We start from the raw sequence: 14,180 nt of genomic DNA, 5'->3' as shown, positions 1-14,180 counted from the left end.
GCTACCAGAGAGCTACGCCATCGCGCGCGCACCAAAAACAAAGGCTTAGCGCCCGCCGTGAACGCCAACAACGGTCGCGCCCGCGGGCACCGACGACGTCACCCATGCGTTGCCGCCGATCACCGCGCCGCTGCCGATGAGGGTCTTGCCGCCCAAGATGGTTGCCCCCGCGTAAACAACGACATTGTCACCCAATGTAGGGTGACGCTTGGGTCCGCGTGGGCGTTCGCTGAGCCCCACAAGCTTGTCGGCGGCAATCACCGGCACGCTCAAGGCGCCCAATGTAACCCCCTGATAGATGCGCACCGAATTACCAATCACGGTGGTCTCGCCAATCACCACGCCGGTGCCATGGTCGATAAAAAATGCGTCGCCAATCGCGGCGCCGGGATGAATGTCGATGCCGGTCTTGGCGTGAGATATTTCAGCCATGAGCCGCGGGATGAGCGGCACCCCGGCTTGCCATAGGGCATGGGCGATGCGGTGCACCATCACCGCCTGTAGCCCGGGGTAGCAAAGCAAGATCTCGTCTTTGTTGGCGGCCGCCGGATCGCCACCCAAGGCCGCGACAAGGTCAAGGCCGATCCGGCGCTGCAGCTCGGGCAAGCCCCTAATTAGGTCGTCGACGACGCGGGCGGCGTGCGCCATCGCCTCTGCGCGCGCCGTGGCGGCGGCATTCATCATGGCCGCGACGCCGACTTCGTGCACCAAGACCTCGCGCAGCTCGCGGATCGCCGCCTGCATCGCGGGCTTAGGATCGGTCAGGCCATGGGCGTCGGCGGCCAGCCGCGGGAAAAATAGTTGTCGCGTGAATTGCAGGCAGCGCTCGATCGCCGCCGGCGAGGGCAGCTTGCATGCGGTTGCCCGTTGCTGGCTCGCGCAGGCATCAGCGCCGGCGAGCAGCGCCTCGATCACGTCGTCATGGTTCGTTGGTTGCTTCATGTCTCATCCGCCTCTGGGGTCGCTGCCGCGGAGCGTGGCGTCGGCAGCGGTGCGCTGTTGATTTTCTCCAGGGCCTCGGTGAGCCGCTGGTCGGGAATTGAGATGCGCGTCGGCATGCCGCCGGCCAGTCCTAGCAGCGACACGAAGTCCCAGCCCGACGCAAACGCCGCGGCAATCGCGAGCTGACCCGAATCTCGCACCATCGCCACCGGCGCCATCGTTTGCCCAGCCAGCAACAAATCGGTCTTGTCGTACGCCACCGCCGACTTGCTGGTGGCGTCGAGATAGGCGACGCGGCCACGCACGACGTATCGCGCCGCCAACTGTGCGGTGCCTGCGGCACGCGCGGCAAATTCCGCGCTGGCCTCGTCGATGCGATCGCGATGCACGCCGGCCGCCTGTCCGCCGATCAAGAAATGGACCACCGACCGCTTGAGCTCATCGTCGCGAAAACGCGCGCGCAACGCGTTGTCTATTGTCATGGCGATGGCCGAGGGCACGCCCAGGCGCGTATCCACCGCATAGGCATCGGCATCCGCGCCCGCATACGGCTCTTGCCCACCCAAGATCCATTTCGCGGCGGCGTAAAGGCCATCGAGGTCGACGTGGCACATGATGGTGTCGACGGGGCCAATCCGTGACACCAGCGCGGGGGTTATCATCTCGGGGCACGCGCCGTGCGCCGCCTTGGTCGCGAGCACGAACCGATCGTCATCGGCATAGTCGACATGACGTTCGTGGTCGTGGTGATCGACCCACGCCGCCAGCCGCGCGCCGAGCTTGGCGAGGAAGGGCTTGGTGATCGCCTCGTATGAAACGGACGCGCTGATGTTGGCCGCAAAGGCGACGTCAAGCACGACGACCCGGCCGGTCAGCTTGCCAGGCGACGGCAGCTTGCGCGGCGTGGCAAAGGTCAAGGCCGGCACCGACATCGACGTATCGTAGCAAACAAATGCAGGCGGGCTATGGGCAGCGCATGCCAATGGTTAGGCCATCGTGAAGATACACCTCGCGCACCGTGCCCTGCACGCCGCACGCGACCCCCGGACCCGTGAGGCACACCGTATGGCCGCCGGCGTTTGAGGAAAACCCTCGCACCACGCTTGGCTCGACGCGGCCGATGGCGAGCCCGTCGACGGTTACCTCGACGACATCAGGACAGCCGCGGTTATCGACAAAAAAGGTAATCACCGTCGCCGCAATGCTCGTCGGCTTGGGCGTCGGCGCGATTGGCAAAGGAGGCGCCTGCCGCCGCGAGGGATCGTACGCCGCGGCGAGCACGGTGGCCGTGCAGCCTGCCGCCGCAAGTTCGCCGGCCACCAGCACGTCGCGCGTAAACCACATCTCGCGCAGGTCGAGTTCGGCCTGGGGCACGCCCGCAACGACTTCGTCGGCGCGCAGCCGTGCGAACCGCGATAAGAATTCGACATCCCCGAAGAGGCGCGCATTTTCGATCTTGGTCTCCAGCCGTTGCAGATCGACGCCAAGCTGCAAGTAGTGCCGCTCGAGCTCGCGTTGCCGCGCGAGCAACTGCGCAACGTTGGCGGCGGGGCATCGGCGTACGCGTCGGGTTTCCGAAAGCGGCAGCCGGCCAAGCACGGTTAGGATGTCGCGCGAGGCGGCGAACCACGCGCCGCGCACGCCATCGCGCGCCTTGCGCCCGGCGATGACTTGTTCGATTTCGCGTTGCGCGAGGACAACGTCGGTAAAGGCGCGATGCGGCCGCAGCCCACCGTGCGCGAGCATCGGCGCCCCGTTGTCGATCGCCGTGGCAGCGCGCTGGGCATCGACATGCGTCGGGTCAAGCGCGAGCACGTCGGTAAGCCCTTGGCGGGCGCGCGACGCCTCGCCCGCTTGGAAGTGGCTAGCCGCCAAAATATAGGCGAGGTCGACCTGCCCCGGCATGCGCGCAATCGCCGCGGCGGCGGCCACCTGTGCGGCTTTGGGCGTCTTGTTCATAAGCAGCGTCCACACCAGATTGTACCGCGTGTCTAGATCGTCAGGATAGAGCGCGATCGCCTCGCCGAAGGCATCCGCCGCCGCCGCGAAGCGCCCGCGATAAAACGCCGCCTCGGCGCGAATCCACGGCGACTGTGACGCGAGCTCGGGAATGGCCACGACGTCTTCAAGCGCCGCCTCAACCATTGCATCTTCCACGCTGGCATCGCGCGCGCGCAACATGGCCCGTTCGTACACCGCACGCGGATGCAACAACGGCGGCAACCCCGCACGACGCACCGGCCCGGCATCGCTGACGATCGCTTGCTCGTACCAGGAGATCGCTTCGCCGGCTCGCCCAAGGTGCCGCGCCATGTCACCCATCCATAACTTAAACGAAATTGGCACGTCGCCGGCCGCGCGTGGCGCGAGCGCTTCCGAGGCCCGCGCGATGTCGCCGCCGGCAATGTACGCCGCCGCGAGCTCAAGCTGCGTTGCCTCGTCCCCGGGCGCCAAGGCCGCAACCGCGAGCAATTCCTGCACCAAGGCGTCCAGCTCGCCGATCGCATCATAGGCGGTTGCGAGCAAGCGCCTTGCCTCGAGCAACTCGGGGCGCACGCGCTTGACCTCAAGCAAGGCCTCGATCGCATCGCCGTAACGTTCGGTGGCGATGCGCGCCCGTGCCCAGCCGACGCGCGCGCTGAGGTCCCACCGCCGCAACGCGATCGCCTTGCCATACAAGAGATCCGCGTCGCGCCACACACCGCGCGCGGCCGCCGCAGCGGCGGCACCGACGACGGCGGCGCCATAGGTTGGATCCAGCTCGGCCGCCAACGCCATGCTGCGGTCCGCCGCGGCGAGCGCCTCCGGCGTCGCTTGGGCATGGTGCCAGAATTCTCCCAGCAGCCTCATGATCAGGGCATTGGTGGGATCAATGCGACTTGCTTTCGTCAAGTCCGCGAGCACCGGCGCGTGGCTCTGCGGTGTCAGGCCTGCCAAGACGCCTTTGAGCCCGCGCGCCGTCAGCATGAGCGAATAGTTGTCGCGCGTAAGTGGTTGCAACAACCGCGACTCGGTGGCCTGGTCAACCGGCATGCCCGCCTCGCGCAAGATGCCGGAGAGCAAGCGCGCCATAATAAGATGGGAATCGGCCAAGGGGCCGCTCGCGGTGGCCTGGGCAATTTGCACCGCGCCAACGCCATCGACCCGCCACAGCGACAACCCAGCCGCGAAGGCCCAATTGGGTCGATCATACCACCCGGTAAACACATAGCTGGCGCCGCTTGCCCGCGCGCGCTCGGCAACTTGTGCCGCCGTTGTTCCCGCCGCCACGTCGACGACGAGGCCACCGTATCGCGGCGTCCACCCCAGCACGCGCTCGACGGCTTCGGCAACGCCAAGCGGCCCGGCAATCGCGACCCAGTCAAGGCCTGGTGCGCTGGTACGCGCCTCCCATGCCATGACGATAAAGGGGCGATCGAGTGGTGCGATTGGTGGCAGCACGGCGTCGCGCGCAACTGTGCGGGACGCGGCGGGCGCGGCTTCCCCCACCTTCGGCACCGCCGGCGCGACGACGCTCGCCTCGTTCGATGCCGGCCCAGCGCACGCCACCACGCAAAGCATGGCCAGCCCTACGCCAAGACGCGCAGCGATCCGCGCGCGCAGGCCATCCGCGCGATGACAGGTCGGCAATGATGCGCACGCGGGGCGACCCATGTACGCTGAGTATACGCTCAATGGGCAACCCCGCGCCAGCGACCTCACCTGCCCACCCCGCGGATCCGCCGGCGGTCGCGCCGCGTAAGCGCCGGCCGCCACGCGTCTTCTCGCTGATGCGGCTGCTTGGCGCGTTATGCTTGTGGGGGCTGTCGCTTGGCGCCGCTGGCGCCGCCTTTGGCGTGCGCTTTGTCAATCGCACGCTGCCAAGCGATCTATCGCAGCTCGTTTCCTATCAGCCCATCCGCGGCAGCAGCGTGTTGTCCAGCGACGGCGAGCTGATCGGTCGCTTCTCGATTCAAAATCGCCGCATCGTCGCGCTCGATCGCATGCCGTCGCATGTGCCGGCCGCCTTTATCGCGGCCGAGGATCGCAGATTTTGGCAACATGGCGGCTTTGACATCTTTGGCATCGGCCGCGCGGCGTGGGCGAATCTGAAGAGCGACGGCATTACCCAGGGTGGCTCCACCCTTACCCAACAAATCATCAAGCAAACCATCCTTGCCGGCGAAGAACAAGAACTCATCGGCCTTGTGGGCGAGGCGCGCGTGGCCGAGGCCAAGCGGCAAAAATATCGACGCAAGGCCAAAGAGGTCATCCTCGCCGTGCGCGTTGAGCGCGAGTTGTCTAAGGCCGACATCTTGACGATTTATCTCAATCACATTTATCTCGGCAATGGCGCCTATGGCGTCGCCGCCGCCGCCGCCGCGTACTTTGGCAAGACCGTCGAGAACCTCACCATCGCAGAAGCCGCCATGCTCGCCGGGTTGGTCGCCGCGCCGTCTGAATACGCCCCGCATCGCAACATCACCGACGCCCGCAAGCGCCAGCGCTACGTGCTCGACCGCATGCTGCAGGATGGCTACATCAGCGACGCCGAATTCCTCGCGGCGCGCGACGCCCCCATAGGCCTCATCAAGACCGCCGACCTCAACGCGCTCGCCGCGCCCTACTTCGTCGAGACGCTGCGCCAGGAGGCCACGGCGAAATTTGGCAACGACGTGCTGTTTCACAACGGCCTGCGCTTTTACACGACGCTAGATACCCGCATGCAAGCCGCCGCCGAGGCCGCGCTCCGCGAGGGCATCGAGGCGCTCGACCGCAGGCTTGGATTTCGCGGCCCCATTGCCCGCGTCAGCGACGGCGAAAAGCCGCTGTTTGATCAACCTGCGTATCGACCGTTTGCGCCGGGCATGCGATGGACCGACACAAGCTCGCCATCGCTCACGCTTGGCACCCGCTATGTCGCCATGGTCACGGATATCACCCGCGGCGTCGTCGTCGACTTGGGCGGCAAGGAACTGCCGGTCGATGCCGCGGACGTAAAATCGCTGCTGGCGTGGCGGGGACCAAAGGGCGTGCGCCTGGCACCGGGCGACCTCATCTTGGTGCGCTTGGTGCCGCCACCTGGGGCCGTCGCGACAAGTCCTGCCGCCGCGCCGGCTGAAGGCACCCCCACGCCTGACCTTGACGACGCTCCGGCCAAGGCGACGCCGGTGCTACCAACGGACACCGAAGACGCCGAACGCGCGACCGCGGTGCGCGTTGCGCAGTTGCCAAGCGTCGAGGGCGCCCTGGTCGCGATCGAGCCCGCTACCGGACGCGTCGTCGCCATGGTTGGCGGCTATGACTGGCAAGTCAGCCAGTTTAATCGCGTGACGCAGGCCAAACGGCAAATCGGCTCGGCCATCAAGCCGTTTATCTACGGCGCCGCGCTCAGCAAGGGGCATACCCAAATCGATGTGCTGTTCGACGCCCCGATCGCGGTGCCGACGGCCACCGGCATCTGGACGCCATCCAACTACGACGGCAAATTTCACGGGCCCGTCACGCTGCGCACGGCGCTAGCCAAGAGCCTCAATACGATTTCGGTTCAGCTGCTGATCGACGCCGGCCTCGATCGCGTCATCGCCATCATGCGCGGCTTTGGCATTTCGTCGGCGATCCCGCGCCACGTCTCGATTAGCCTGGGCACGCCCGATCTCACCCTCATGGAGGTGACCGCTGCCTACGCTGGCATCGCTGCCGGCGGCCGACGCGTGACGCCGCGGCTCTACGATTTGGTGACGCAAGACGGCAAGGTGCTCGATGATCGTCGCAACTTGCCCGCGGGCCCTGAGGTGCTGCAGCCCGAAGTTGCATATGTGCTTACGGATATGATGCGTTCGGTCGTCGAAGCTGGCACCGCCCGCCGCGCCAAGAGCCTCGGGCGCCCGGCTGCGGGCAAGACCGGCACGTCCGCCAATTATCGCGACGTTTGGTTTGTTGGCTACACGACCGATTTGGTCTGCGGCGTGTGGCTTGGTCGCGATAACTCCACGCCCATTGCCAATGCCATCACCGGTGGCACGGCGGCGGTGCCGATCTGGCTATCGTTCATGGCCGCGGCGCATCCGGCCACGCCGGCGCGCGATTTCGAAATTCCCACCAACGTCGTCTTCGCGAGCACGGGCGTCCAAGCCGGCAATCAGACGGGGTGGATTCCATTTGCGCGCGGCACCGTGCCAGCTCAATTCGCCCACCCCACCACCAAACCGATGGCTGCCATGCTGCACGACTACGTCCCGCCCGAAACGCCGCTGCCGCAGTTTGGCTCGCTACCGCCGGCCGCGCCGATTCCACCGTGGCAGCGCCGACCCGCGCGAAGGTCCGTGCCATTTAGGCCCCCGATTGCGCCAACCGGACCTGAGGCCGCACCGCCGCAAACCGTGCCGCCGACCGTGTCACCGGCCTCGTCCGGTACTGTCATCGCGCCAACCGCACCGACTGTGCGCTAACGCACTGCGCAGCAACGCTGGCGATCGGCGCGCCGAAATTTGGCGAGCATGCTAGCGTTGGTCATGCGCGCGCGGCTCCCCTCCACCGAGCTGTCAGCCGTGTTGCCAGCCATGATGTGGATGGCGTGTGCGGCACCGGTTGACCCAATGCCCGATGCACCCCCGAGTCCGAACTGTATCGCCGCCACCGAGCATTCGGACCTCGCGTGGATCCAGGAGCGCATCTTCACGCCTACATGCTCAGCGTTTGAGGCATGCCACAATGATGGCGAGGACCCCGCGGCCGGGCTGAGCTTGACCGCCGGGATGAGCCACGATTCGCTCGTAGCGCAGCCATCGTCGCTGTTTCCAACGCGGACCTTGGTAACCCCCGGCTCGCCGGAAGATAGCTACCTAATGGTGGTGCTCGGCTCGTTCGATGGCCCCTTGCCCGATGATGGCACCATGCCGCTTAACAACCCCATTTTATGCGTCCAGCAGCGCGAAGCCATCGCGCGGTGGATCGCGGCTGGGGCGCTGCCGTGACGCTGAGGCGGCGACCACATACACGTCGGTATGGCCTCTCCAGATCTCAAGTTTTTGAAATAATACCGGCCATTTATTGACCCTTGGCCGGCCTGACGAGTAAAACTGCGAGGGTTAGCTTTCGTAACTAGAAAAAGGACTTGCGCCTATGGATTGGCTCAGCGACGTATTTCACAAGGGCGGACCGTTCTTCGTCATCAACACCTTCTTCCTCGCGGTGTGCATTGGCATTATCGCGGAGCGGTCGATCTACTTCCTGGGCAAGGGGCACATCAATGCCAAGGCCTTTTTGGAACAGATCCGGCGCTTGCTAGCGGCCAACAATATCGACCGTGCCAAGAAGCTGTGCGACGCAACGTCGGCGCCGATTGCGCGCGTCGCCAAGGCGGGCCTCAACAAGCTTCATCGCGGTGACGCCGCCGTCGCGCAAGCCATGGAAGAATCGATGAGCGATGCGCTGCCTGAGGTGAAAACCCGAGTTGGCGCGCTGTGGTCAATGGCCAACATCGTAACCCTCACGGGCTTGCTCGGTACCATCACCGGTCTGATCAATACCTTTGCCGCGCTTGGCAGCGCCTCAGCCAGCGAGCGCAACGCGAAGCTGTCGGAAGGCATCGCCGAAGCCATGTACAACACCGCCTACGGCCTGGGCATCGCCTTGCTGTGCATGGTGGCTCACCTCTTGATTTCAGCGTCGATGAAAAAAGTCGTCGCCGATCTCGAAGGCTTTACGTTGCGCTTTGAAAACATCGTCGCCGAATCCGGCGGCGGTCAGGGCGCGGCGCAACATCAACAAGGCGCGTAATGAACCATTCGCCACACGCCGTCAGAGCAAAAGCGCGCGGCGCGGCGCGTCGGCGTGAGGACGCCATTGAGGCCGAAGAGATGGAGAGCGGGAAATCAACCTCGTGCCCTACCTCGACATCGTGACGAATCTAATGTTGTTTATTCTCTCCACGGTCGCCGCGACGGTGGTCCTCGGCCAAATCAATGTGCTAATTCCCGACGGCGGCGCGCCATCACAAGGTGCCACCGCCCCCAAGCCCGAGGTAAAGCCGAACGAACAAGATCTGCGCCTGTTTATCAGCGTTAAAAAAGATCAACTGCTCGTGTGGTCGGCGACCGAGCTGGAAGGCACGCTGCTGGCGCCCAAGCTGGTGCTCAAGCGAAGCGGCGCTGATGGCGACCGCTGCGACGGTGACTACATGTGTGAGTCTGGCTATTGCGAGAGCAAGACCGGCCAGTGCGAGGCACCCAAGCCCAAGGCCGATGCCCCGCCCGCCCCGCGGCAAATGGTTTTTGACTACCGCATTCTCAATGACACGCTGTTTCAGATCGTTACCCAGCGCTATAGCGGCCAAAAGCGCGCGCTGCCAACCTATCGCATCACGCTGCAACCCGACCAATCGGTGCCATATTCAACCGTCGTCGCGCTCATGACCGCGGTGAGGTGCAAGATGCCCGAGTTTGGCAAGTCGTCTGACCCGTGCCTGCTGCCGTCTACCGACATCGAAATCAAAGATGTCGCGAAGTTCCCGACGGGCATCGATCCGGAGACGCTTACCTACGACACCGAGCGCATCGAGTACGACCCCGCCAAGCACGCGCTCTTTTCTGGCATCATTCTCTCGGATGGGTTTTTAAACTAATGTCGTTTACGCCCGCCCAAGCGCGCTCGATGGTCCGCAAGGCGGTCAAGCGCGTGCCCGAAGGCGAAGAAATTCGCCACCTCAACATCATGCCGATGATGGATATGATGACCATTTTGCTCGTGGCGTTTATCGCGCAGATCTCGCAGAGCACGGACGTCGTGGCCAGCGCGGTGTCGTTGCCCGAGTCCGCAGCCATCGAAAAAATGCCAGAGAGCGCGACCGCGCTGATCATTACGACCACGGCCATTATTGGCGACGGGGAGCCGCTGGTCGCGGTCAAGAACGGCGACATCGACGCCTCGGACCGCGACGGTGGCACGCAAGGCGTCGGCATCCCCAAGCTGACCAAGTTTCTCGCCGCCTATCGGCAGGCCGAAGAAGGCAAGCTGCGCGCGACAGGCAAGCCGGTGAACAAAACGCCTGAGTTGTTTATTATCGCGGACAAGTCCATCCCGTTTGGCCTGCTGTATTCGGTGCTCGCCAGCGCTCGCGAAAAAGAAGCCGGCTATAAGCGGTTTCGCTTCATCGTCGAAGAATTCTCGCCGGTCCGGCCGTAAGCCGAGTGCCGGTTTCGCCGCGGCGCTTGGTAATGCGCCAGCGCCTGTGGCACAATGGGATGGTGCGACGGTTGTTCTTGGCACTTGTGATAGTCGGTGGCGCGCTGGGCTGCAGCGGGCCATATGCTGGCAAGCCTTCACCTCTGGTGCGGCCAGTCAAGAAGAAGCGCCCACAGGCTGCGGCGGCGACATTTGACGACCAGTGCAAGACAGATTTTTTTGCCGATGCCTCGCGCGTAAAGCCGCGCACGCGCGACGCCGACCAGCTCGTGGTGCAAGGCAATCGCATTCTGACCAGCGGTGATGACGAAACCGCGACCATGCTCGACGCCCTGGGCAAGTTTCGTAGCGCCCTGGCGGCGGATCCGTACCAAGCCGAGGCCACCTTCAAGATGGCCGTCGTCTACGCCCAGCTGCGCAAGAAAGGCTGCGCCGTCGCGCTCCTCAAGCGCCTCGCCGAGCTCGAGCGCCATCCTGATTTTGAACGGCAGGCCACCTTGATGATCCAGGCCGCCCAGGGCGAGAGCAGCTTTGATGCCTTTCGCGACGAAGCCAACGCGGCTGTGGGGCGCTGAGCATGCGCGTCGGCTGGATAATAGGATTGGTCGCGGTGGTCGGTGTGTTGGCCGCAGCCTGCAAACCCAAAAATAGTGCCGGGCCGGCACCCTTTCGCCCCGAGGCGAGCGCGACCGAGATTGGCACCGTGGCGGACTGCGCCCCCACTAACCCCGACGAGCAAAGCACCCCGCTGCGCTTTGGCGAGCGTTCCATCGCCGAGGCCGCGCGCTTGGTCGAGCGCGCGCGCGATGAATATGCCGAGGCGATGACCACGGAGTTGTCGCAGCCGCTGCGCCTTGAGGCGCTGCACCGCACGCTTGAGACCTTGCACACCGCGCTGGCCGCCGACCCCTACAACGTCGACGCGACGTATTTGCTGGCGGCGGCGTACGCGCGCGTGCAGCGCAAGCAGTGCACGCTCAACCTCCTTGAGCGCTTGCTCGAGATGAAACATCACCACAGCCGCAGCGCGGCGGTCGAGCGCCGCCTCGACTCGCTGCTCGGGCGCCGCGGCACGCCGCTAGATACCAGCTTTGATGGCCTGCGCCGCGACGCGGGCTTTCGCGAACTCATCGCCGAAATGTGCCGCGACGAAAACGACGCCGACTGCGTCCACGGCGCGCCGTAAGCGAGAGCAAGCGCCGACCAATGAAAGCCCAGCTACGCGGCTACGAAGAATGGCGCCCTAGCTTCGCGGCCCATCACGCTGCGGATCGATGAGACCATGCCTACGCCACCCTGTGGTTAAAAGCCAGGTGGTGGCAGCCGCAACGGGGGGTTCAGGCTCCGTCGACGTCCCCGCATCCCACCAACTCGCCTCGCATGTCGGCGAGAAGCCCCGAAACCACGGAGCCGACGTGCAGCGCGCATCGACCAGCACCTGCGTGCTCGTTTGCCTGCGTCCTGCCGCTAGGCGGTCCGGCTTGTGCTTGATGCTGTTAAGCAGCACGTAAACTAACGCGTTGCGGACTTCTTTAGGCATCGTGAGACGCCGGGCATAGTAGCGGTCGCACCACACCTTGTCGTCGCGACCCAGCACGCGCTTGATGGAAAGGGCGATGCGAATCGAGAGACTCGACATTCCGCGGACCATCGCGCGCTTATCGCCGGCTTCGGCAAGTATGTGAACATGCGTGTCTTGGATCGAAAATTCGGCGATGCGAAATGCGCCGCGGCTGGCGTCGTCCCGCTGTAAGGCATGAACCTGGCGCATCGCGTTCTTGATGACGCGAACGAGGCGCGGCTGCCGTAAGTTCGGAACATCTGGCAGAGCCTTCATCGAAATGTGCAGTGGATGCGCCGCCTTGTGAGGGGGACGCCGCGCGTGCGAGACCATTGCGACGGTGCCGTTAGGCTTGCGACCCGCGCCCGGGCGCTTTCCCCCGCGGCGCGATCCATCTTTCGCCTTGCGATGAGGCGTGCCAACGGCCAGCGCGAGCTGAGCCCGCGACCTGCCGATTTTGCGAGAATTGATACCGGCGCGCTTCATTGATTAGGCGATAGTATACAAATCGCGTCGCCGACGCTACTGAAATTAAAAAAATCGAACCGCCGCCGCCCGGCCCGGGTCCATAAAAACCCGGGGACGGGGCCTGGCAGCACTATTGCCACCTCTCTCTGATTGGTTCGCAGCCGAGCACTGGCAATTGACCTTCAGGCGACCGAGACAGGTCTTTCAGTGACGATCGGCTGGCGACGGAGCGCCGGGGCGCTGGCCATTTGACGCCGCGCCCGGCGCCTAAAATATCGTGTCTAACTTTGTGCGCGCGTGCCGCGCCCGCTGGCGCCGGCGGACTTCAGCCACGGCGGCCGCGGACGATTTCGTAAAGCGCCATCGCGGTGGCGACTGAGACGTTGTAGGAGCCGACGCCGGCGGCGTGCATCGGCAGCTCGACGATGAAATCACATTGCTTGGCAACTAGCGGGCGGATACCATCGCCCTCGGCGCCGGCGACGAGCACCAGCGGCAGCGTGCCATCGATTTGATGTAGCGACATCGGCGCGGGGGCATCAAGGCCGATGACCCACGCGCCGGCGGCCTTGAACTCTTCGAGCGCGCGCACGACGTTGGTGACTTGGGCAATCGGCAGCAGCTCGGTAGCACCGGCCGAGGCCTTGGTGACGGTGGCGGTAATGCTGCTTTGGCGATGCACCGGCACCACCACGCCGTGCGCGCCCATGAGATACGCCGTGCGAATAATCGCGCCGACGTTGTGCGGGTCTTGCACCTGGTCGAGCACCACCACCAGCAGCGCCTCGCCGCGATCGGCCGCGCGCGCCATGATGTCGGCGAGCTCGGCAAAGACAAACGGCGCCACCACCGCGATGACGCCTTGGTGCAACGCAAATTCGCCGGCAATCGCCGTCAGCATCGCTTTATCCGCCATTTCTGTGGACAGGCCAAGCTCGCGTGCCTTTATCAGGAGCTGGCCGACGTCGTCGCTGGCCTGATCGCCGCGGCGCGGTTCAATATAAAGGCGGCGCACGGCGTCGGGTTTCGCTGCGAGCAATTCGCGCACGGGTCCGACGCCGTAGATGAGCCGCTCGTCGCCGCCAAGGCGCGGCGCGGAAACGGTGGGCGCCGCAGCTCGCTCGGAAAATCGTGCGCGACCTTCAGGAGCCCCAGAGCGCCCCTGCGAGAACGGTGCGCCACCTTGGGATGGCGACGGACGGCCCTGCGGCGACGACGGACGGCCCTGCGGCGACGGCGGACGGCCCTGCGGGGAAGACGGGCGGCCTTGCGGCGACGGCGGACGGCCCCTGCTCGGACATCGAACGACCAGGCGCGGGGCGAGGTTTCTTTTTGATCATGACGCCGTCTCCATCTCGCGCAAGATTTGGCGCGCCATCTCGGCGGGGCTCGCCGCATCGCGAATCGGTCGGCCTACCACGATCATGGAAACGCCGCTGGCGATGGCCGCCGCCGGCGTCGCGACTCGTTTTTGATCGCCGACGTCGCTGCCTGCCGGGCGGATGCCTGGCGTCACGATCAGCGCCTGTGGGCCAAGCGCCGAGCGCAGCGCCGCAGCCTCATGCGGCGACGACACCACGCCGGCGCAGGCCGCAGCACAGGCAAGCTGCGCCCGCGCCAGCACCAAGTCGGCGGGCGATAGGCGATTGCCATCGGCGGCGACGTCGCTGGCATCGAGCGAGGTCAGCACGGTGACCGCGAGAATCCCCAAGCCGCTTGGCGCCGCGGCCTTCGCCGCCGCCTGCAACATCGCCGCGCCGCCCGAGGCATGCACGGTGAGCAGGCTCGCACCCAAGACGGCGCAACGCTCGGTGGCGCTGGCCACCGTCTGCGGAATATCGTGCAGCTTGAGATCGAGCATGATCTTATAGCCTGCATCGGCCAACTTGCTGACCAGCGCCGGGCCTTCGGCGCAAAACAGCTCAAGTCCAACTTTCAGCCAGCGAACGTCGCGGCCAAGCTGCGCCGCAAACGCCAGCGCGGTAGCGGCATCGGGGACGTCGAGCGCAACGATGAGGCGCTCGGCAACGGGCAAGGTCGGCGA

13 protein-coding genes are annotated in these 14,180 nt (G+C 65.1%); 7 read left to right on the top strand and 6 right to left on the bottom strand.

The features are described from left to right. Positions 1-45 precede the first annotated feature (45 nt). The 3 genes from IPL79_03300 to IPL79_03290 are packed head-to-tail and all read right to left on the bottom strand — an operon-like array spanning position 46 to position 4,596. On the bottom strand, positions 46-942 hold the full coding sequence (locus tag IPL79_03300; GenBank protein ID MBK9070021.1) for a serine acetyltransferase: 897 nt from the start codon (positions 940-942) through the stop codon (positions 46-48). After that, entirely contained in the window at positions 939-1,874 is a 936-nt protein-coding gene (locus IPL79_03295) for a hypothetical protein (protein ID MBK9070020.1), read from the bottom strand. Before IPL79_03295 ends, IPL79_03300 begins: the two co-directional genes overlap by 4 nt. A gap of 31 nt (positions 1,875-1,905) precedes the next feature. Then, complete coding sequence (locus tag IPL79_03290; GenBank protein ID MBK9070019.1) at positions 1,906-4,596, bottom strand: hypothetical protein; 2,691 nt, start codon at positions 4,594-4,596, stop codon at positions 1,906-1,908. Between the two features lie 20 nt (positions 4,597-4,616). On the opposite strand from IPL79_03290, the gene IPL79_03285 reads away from it, so the two are divergent. The 7 genes from IPL79_03285 (at position 4,617) to IPL79_03255 (ending at position 11,293) form a co-directional block, all read left to right on the top strand. Continuing rightward, positions 4,617-7,373 (top strand): PBP1A family penicillin-binding protein, encoded by a 2,757-nt coding sequence (locus tag IPL79_03285; GenBank protein MBK9070018.1) that lies wholly within the window; start codon positions 4,617-4,619, stop codon positions 7,371-7,373. Positions 7,374-7,436: 63 nt separating this feature from the next. Next, on the top strand, positions 7,437-7,898 hold the full coding sequence (locus IPL79_03280) for a hypothetical protein (GenBank protein MBK9070017.1): 462 nt from the start codon (positions 7,437-7,439) through the stop codon (positions 7,896-7,898). A gap of 148 nt (positions 7,899-8,046) precedes the next feature. Then, entirely contained in the window at positions 8,047-8,703 is a 657-nt protein-coding gene (locus IPL79_03275) for a MotA/TolQ/ExbB proton channel family protein (protein MBK9070016.1), read from the top strand. A gap of 103 nt (positions 8,704-8,806) precedes the next feature. Beyond that, on the top strand, positions 8,807-9,547 hold the full coding sequence (locus IPL79_03270) for a hypothetical protein (protein MBK9070015.1): 741 nt from the start codon (positions 8,807-8,809) through the stop codon (positions 9,545-9,547). After that, the gene (locus IPL79_03265; GenBank protein MBK9070014.1) at positions 9,547-10,107 is read left to right on the top strand and encodes a biopolymer transporter ExbD; all 561 of its coding nucleotides are present in this window, start codon (positions 9,547-9,549) and stop codon (positions 10,105-10,107) included. Before IPL79_03270 ends, IPL79_03265 begins: the two co-directional genes overlap by 1 nt. A gap of 77 nt (positions 10,108-10,184) precedes the next feature. Beyond that, positions 10,185-10,682 (top strand): hypothetical protein, encoded by a 498-nt coding sequence (locus IPL79_03260; GenBank protein ID MBK9070013.1) that lies wholly within the window; start codon positions 10,185-10,187, stop codon positions 10,680-10,682. Positions 10,683-10,717: 35 nt separating this feature from the next. Beyond that, positions 10,718-11,293: a hypothetical protein gene (locus IPL79_03255; protein MBK9070012.1), complete on the top strand. Its 576-nt coding sequence runs from the start codon at positions 10,718-10,720 to the stop codon at positions 11,291-11,293. A 57-nt stretch (positions 11,294-11,350) separates the two neighbouring features. Here IPL79_03255 and IPL79_03250 read toward each other — a convergent pair whose 3' ends face one another. The 3 genes from IPL79_03250 to pyrF all read right to left on the bottom strand — a co-directional run bounded on the left by IPL79_03250 (position 11,351) and on the right by pyrF (position 14,171). Then, positions 11,351-12,154: a transposase gene (locus IPL79_03250; protein MBK9070011.1), complete on the bottom strand. Its 804-nt coding sequence runs from the start codon at positions 12,152-12,154 to the stop codon at positions 11,351-11,353. A 307-nt stretch (positions 12,155-12,461) separates the two neighbouring features. Continuing rightward, the gene (rlmB, locus tag IPL79_03245; GenBank protein MBK9070010.1) at positions 12,462-13,202 is read right to left on the bottom strand and encodes a 23S rRNA (guanosine(2251)-2'-O)-methyltransferase RlmB; all 741 of its coding nucleotides are present in this window, start codon (positions 13,200-13,202) and stop codon (positions 12,462-12,464) included. A 270-nt stretch (positions 13,203-13,472) separates the two neighbouring features. Further along, complete coding sequence (gene pyrF, locus IPL79_03240) at positions 13,473-14,171, bottom strand: orotidine-5'-phosphate decarboxylase (protein MBK9070009.1); 699 nt, start codon at positions 14,169-14,171, stop codon at positions 13,473-13,475. Between the last annotated feature and the right edge of the window lie 9 nt (positions 14,172-14,180).

This window comes from Myxococcales bacterium (assembly GCA_016716835.1).
GTDB lineage: Bacteria > Myxococcota_A > Polyangia > Haliangiales > Haliangiaceae > JADJUW01.
This window is presented reverse-complemented; position numbering and strand designations above follow the sequence as displayed.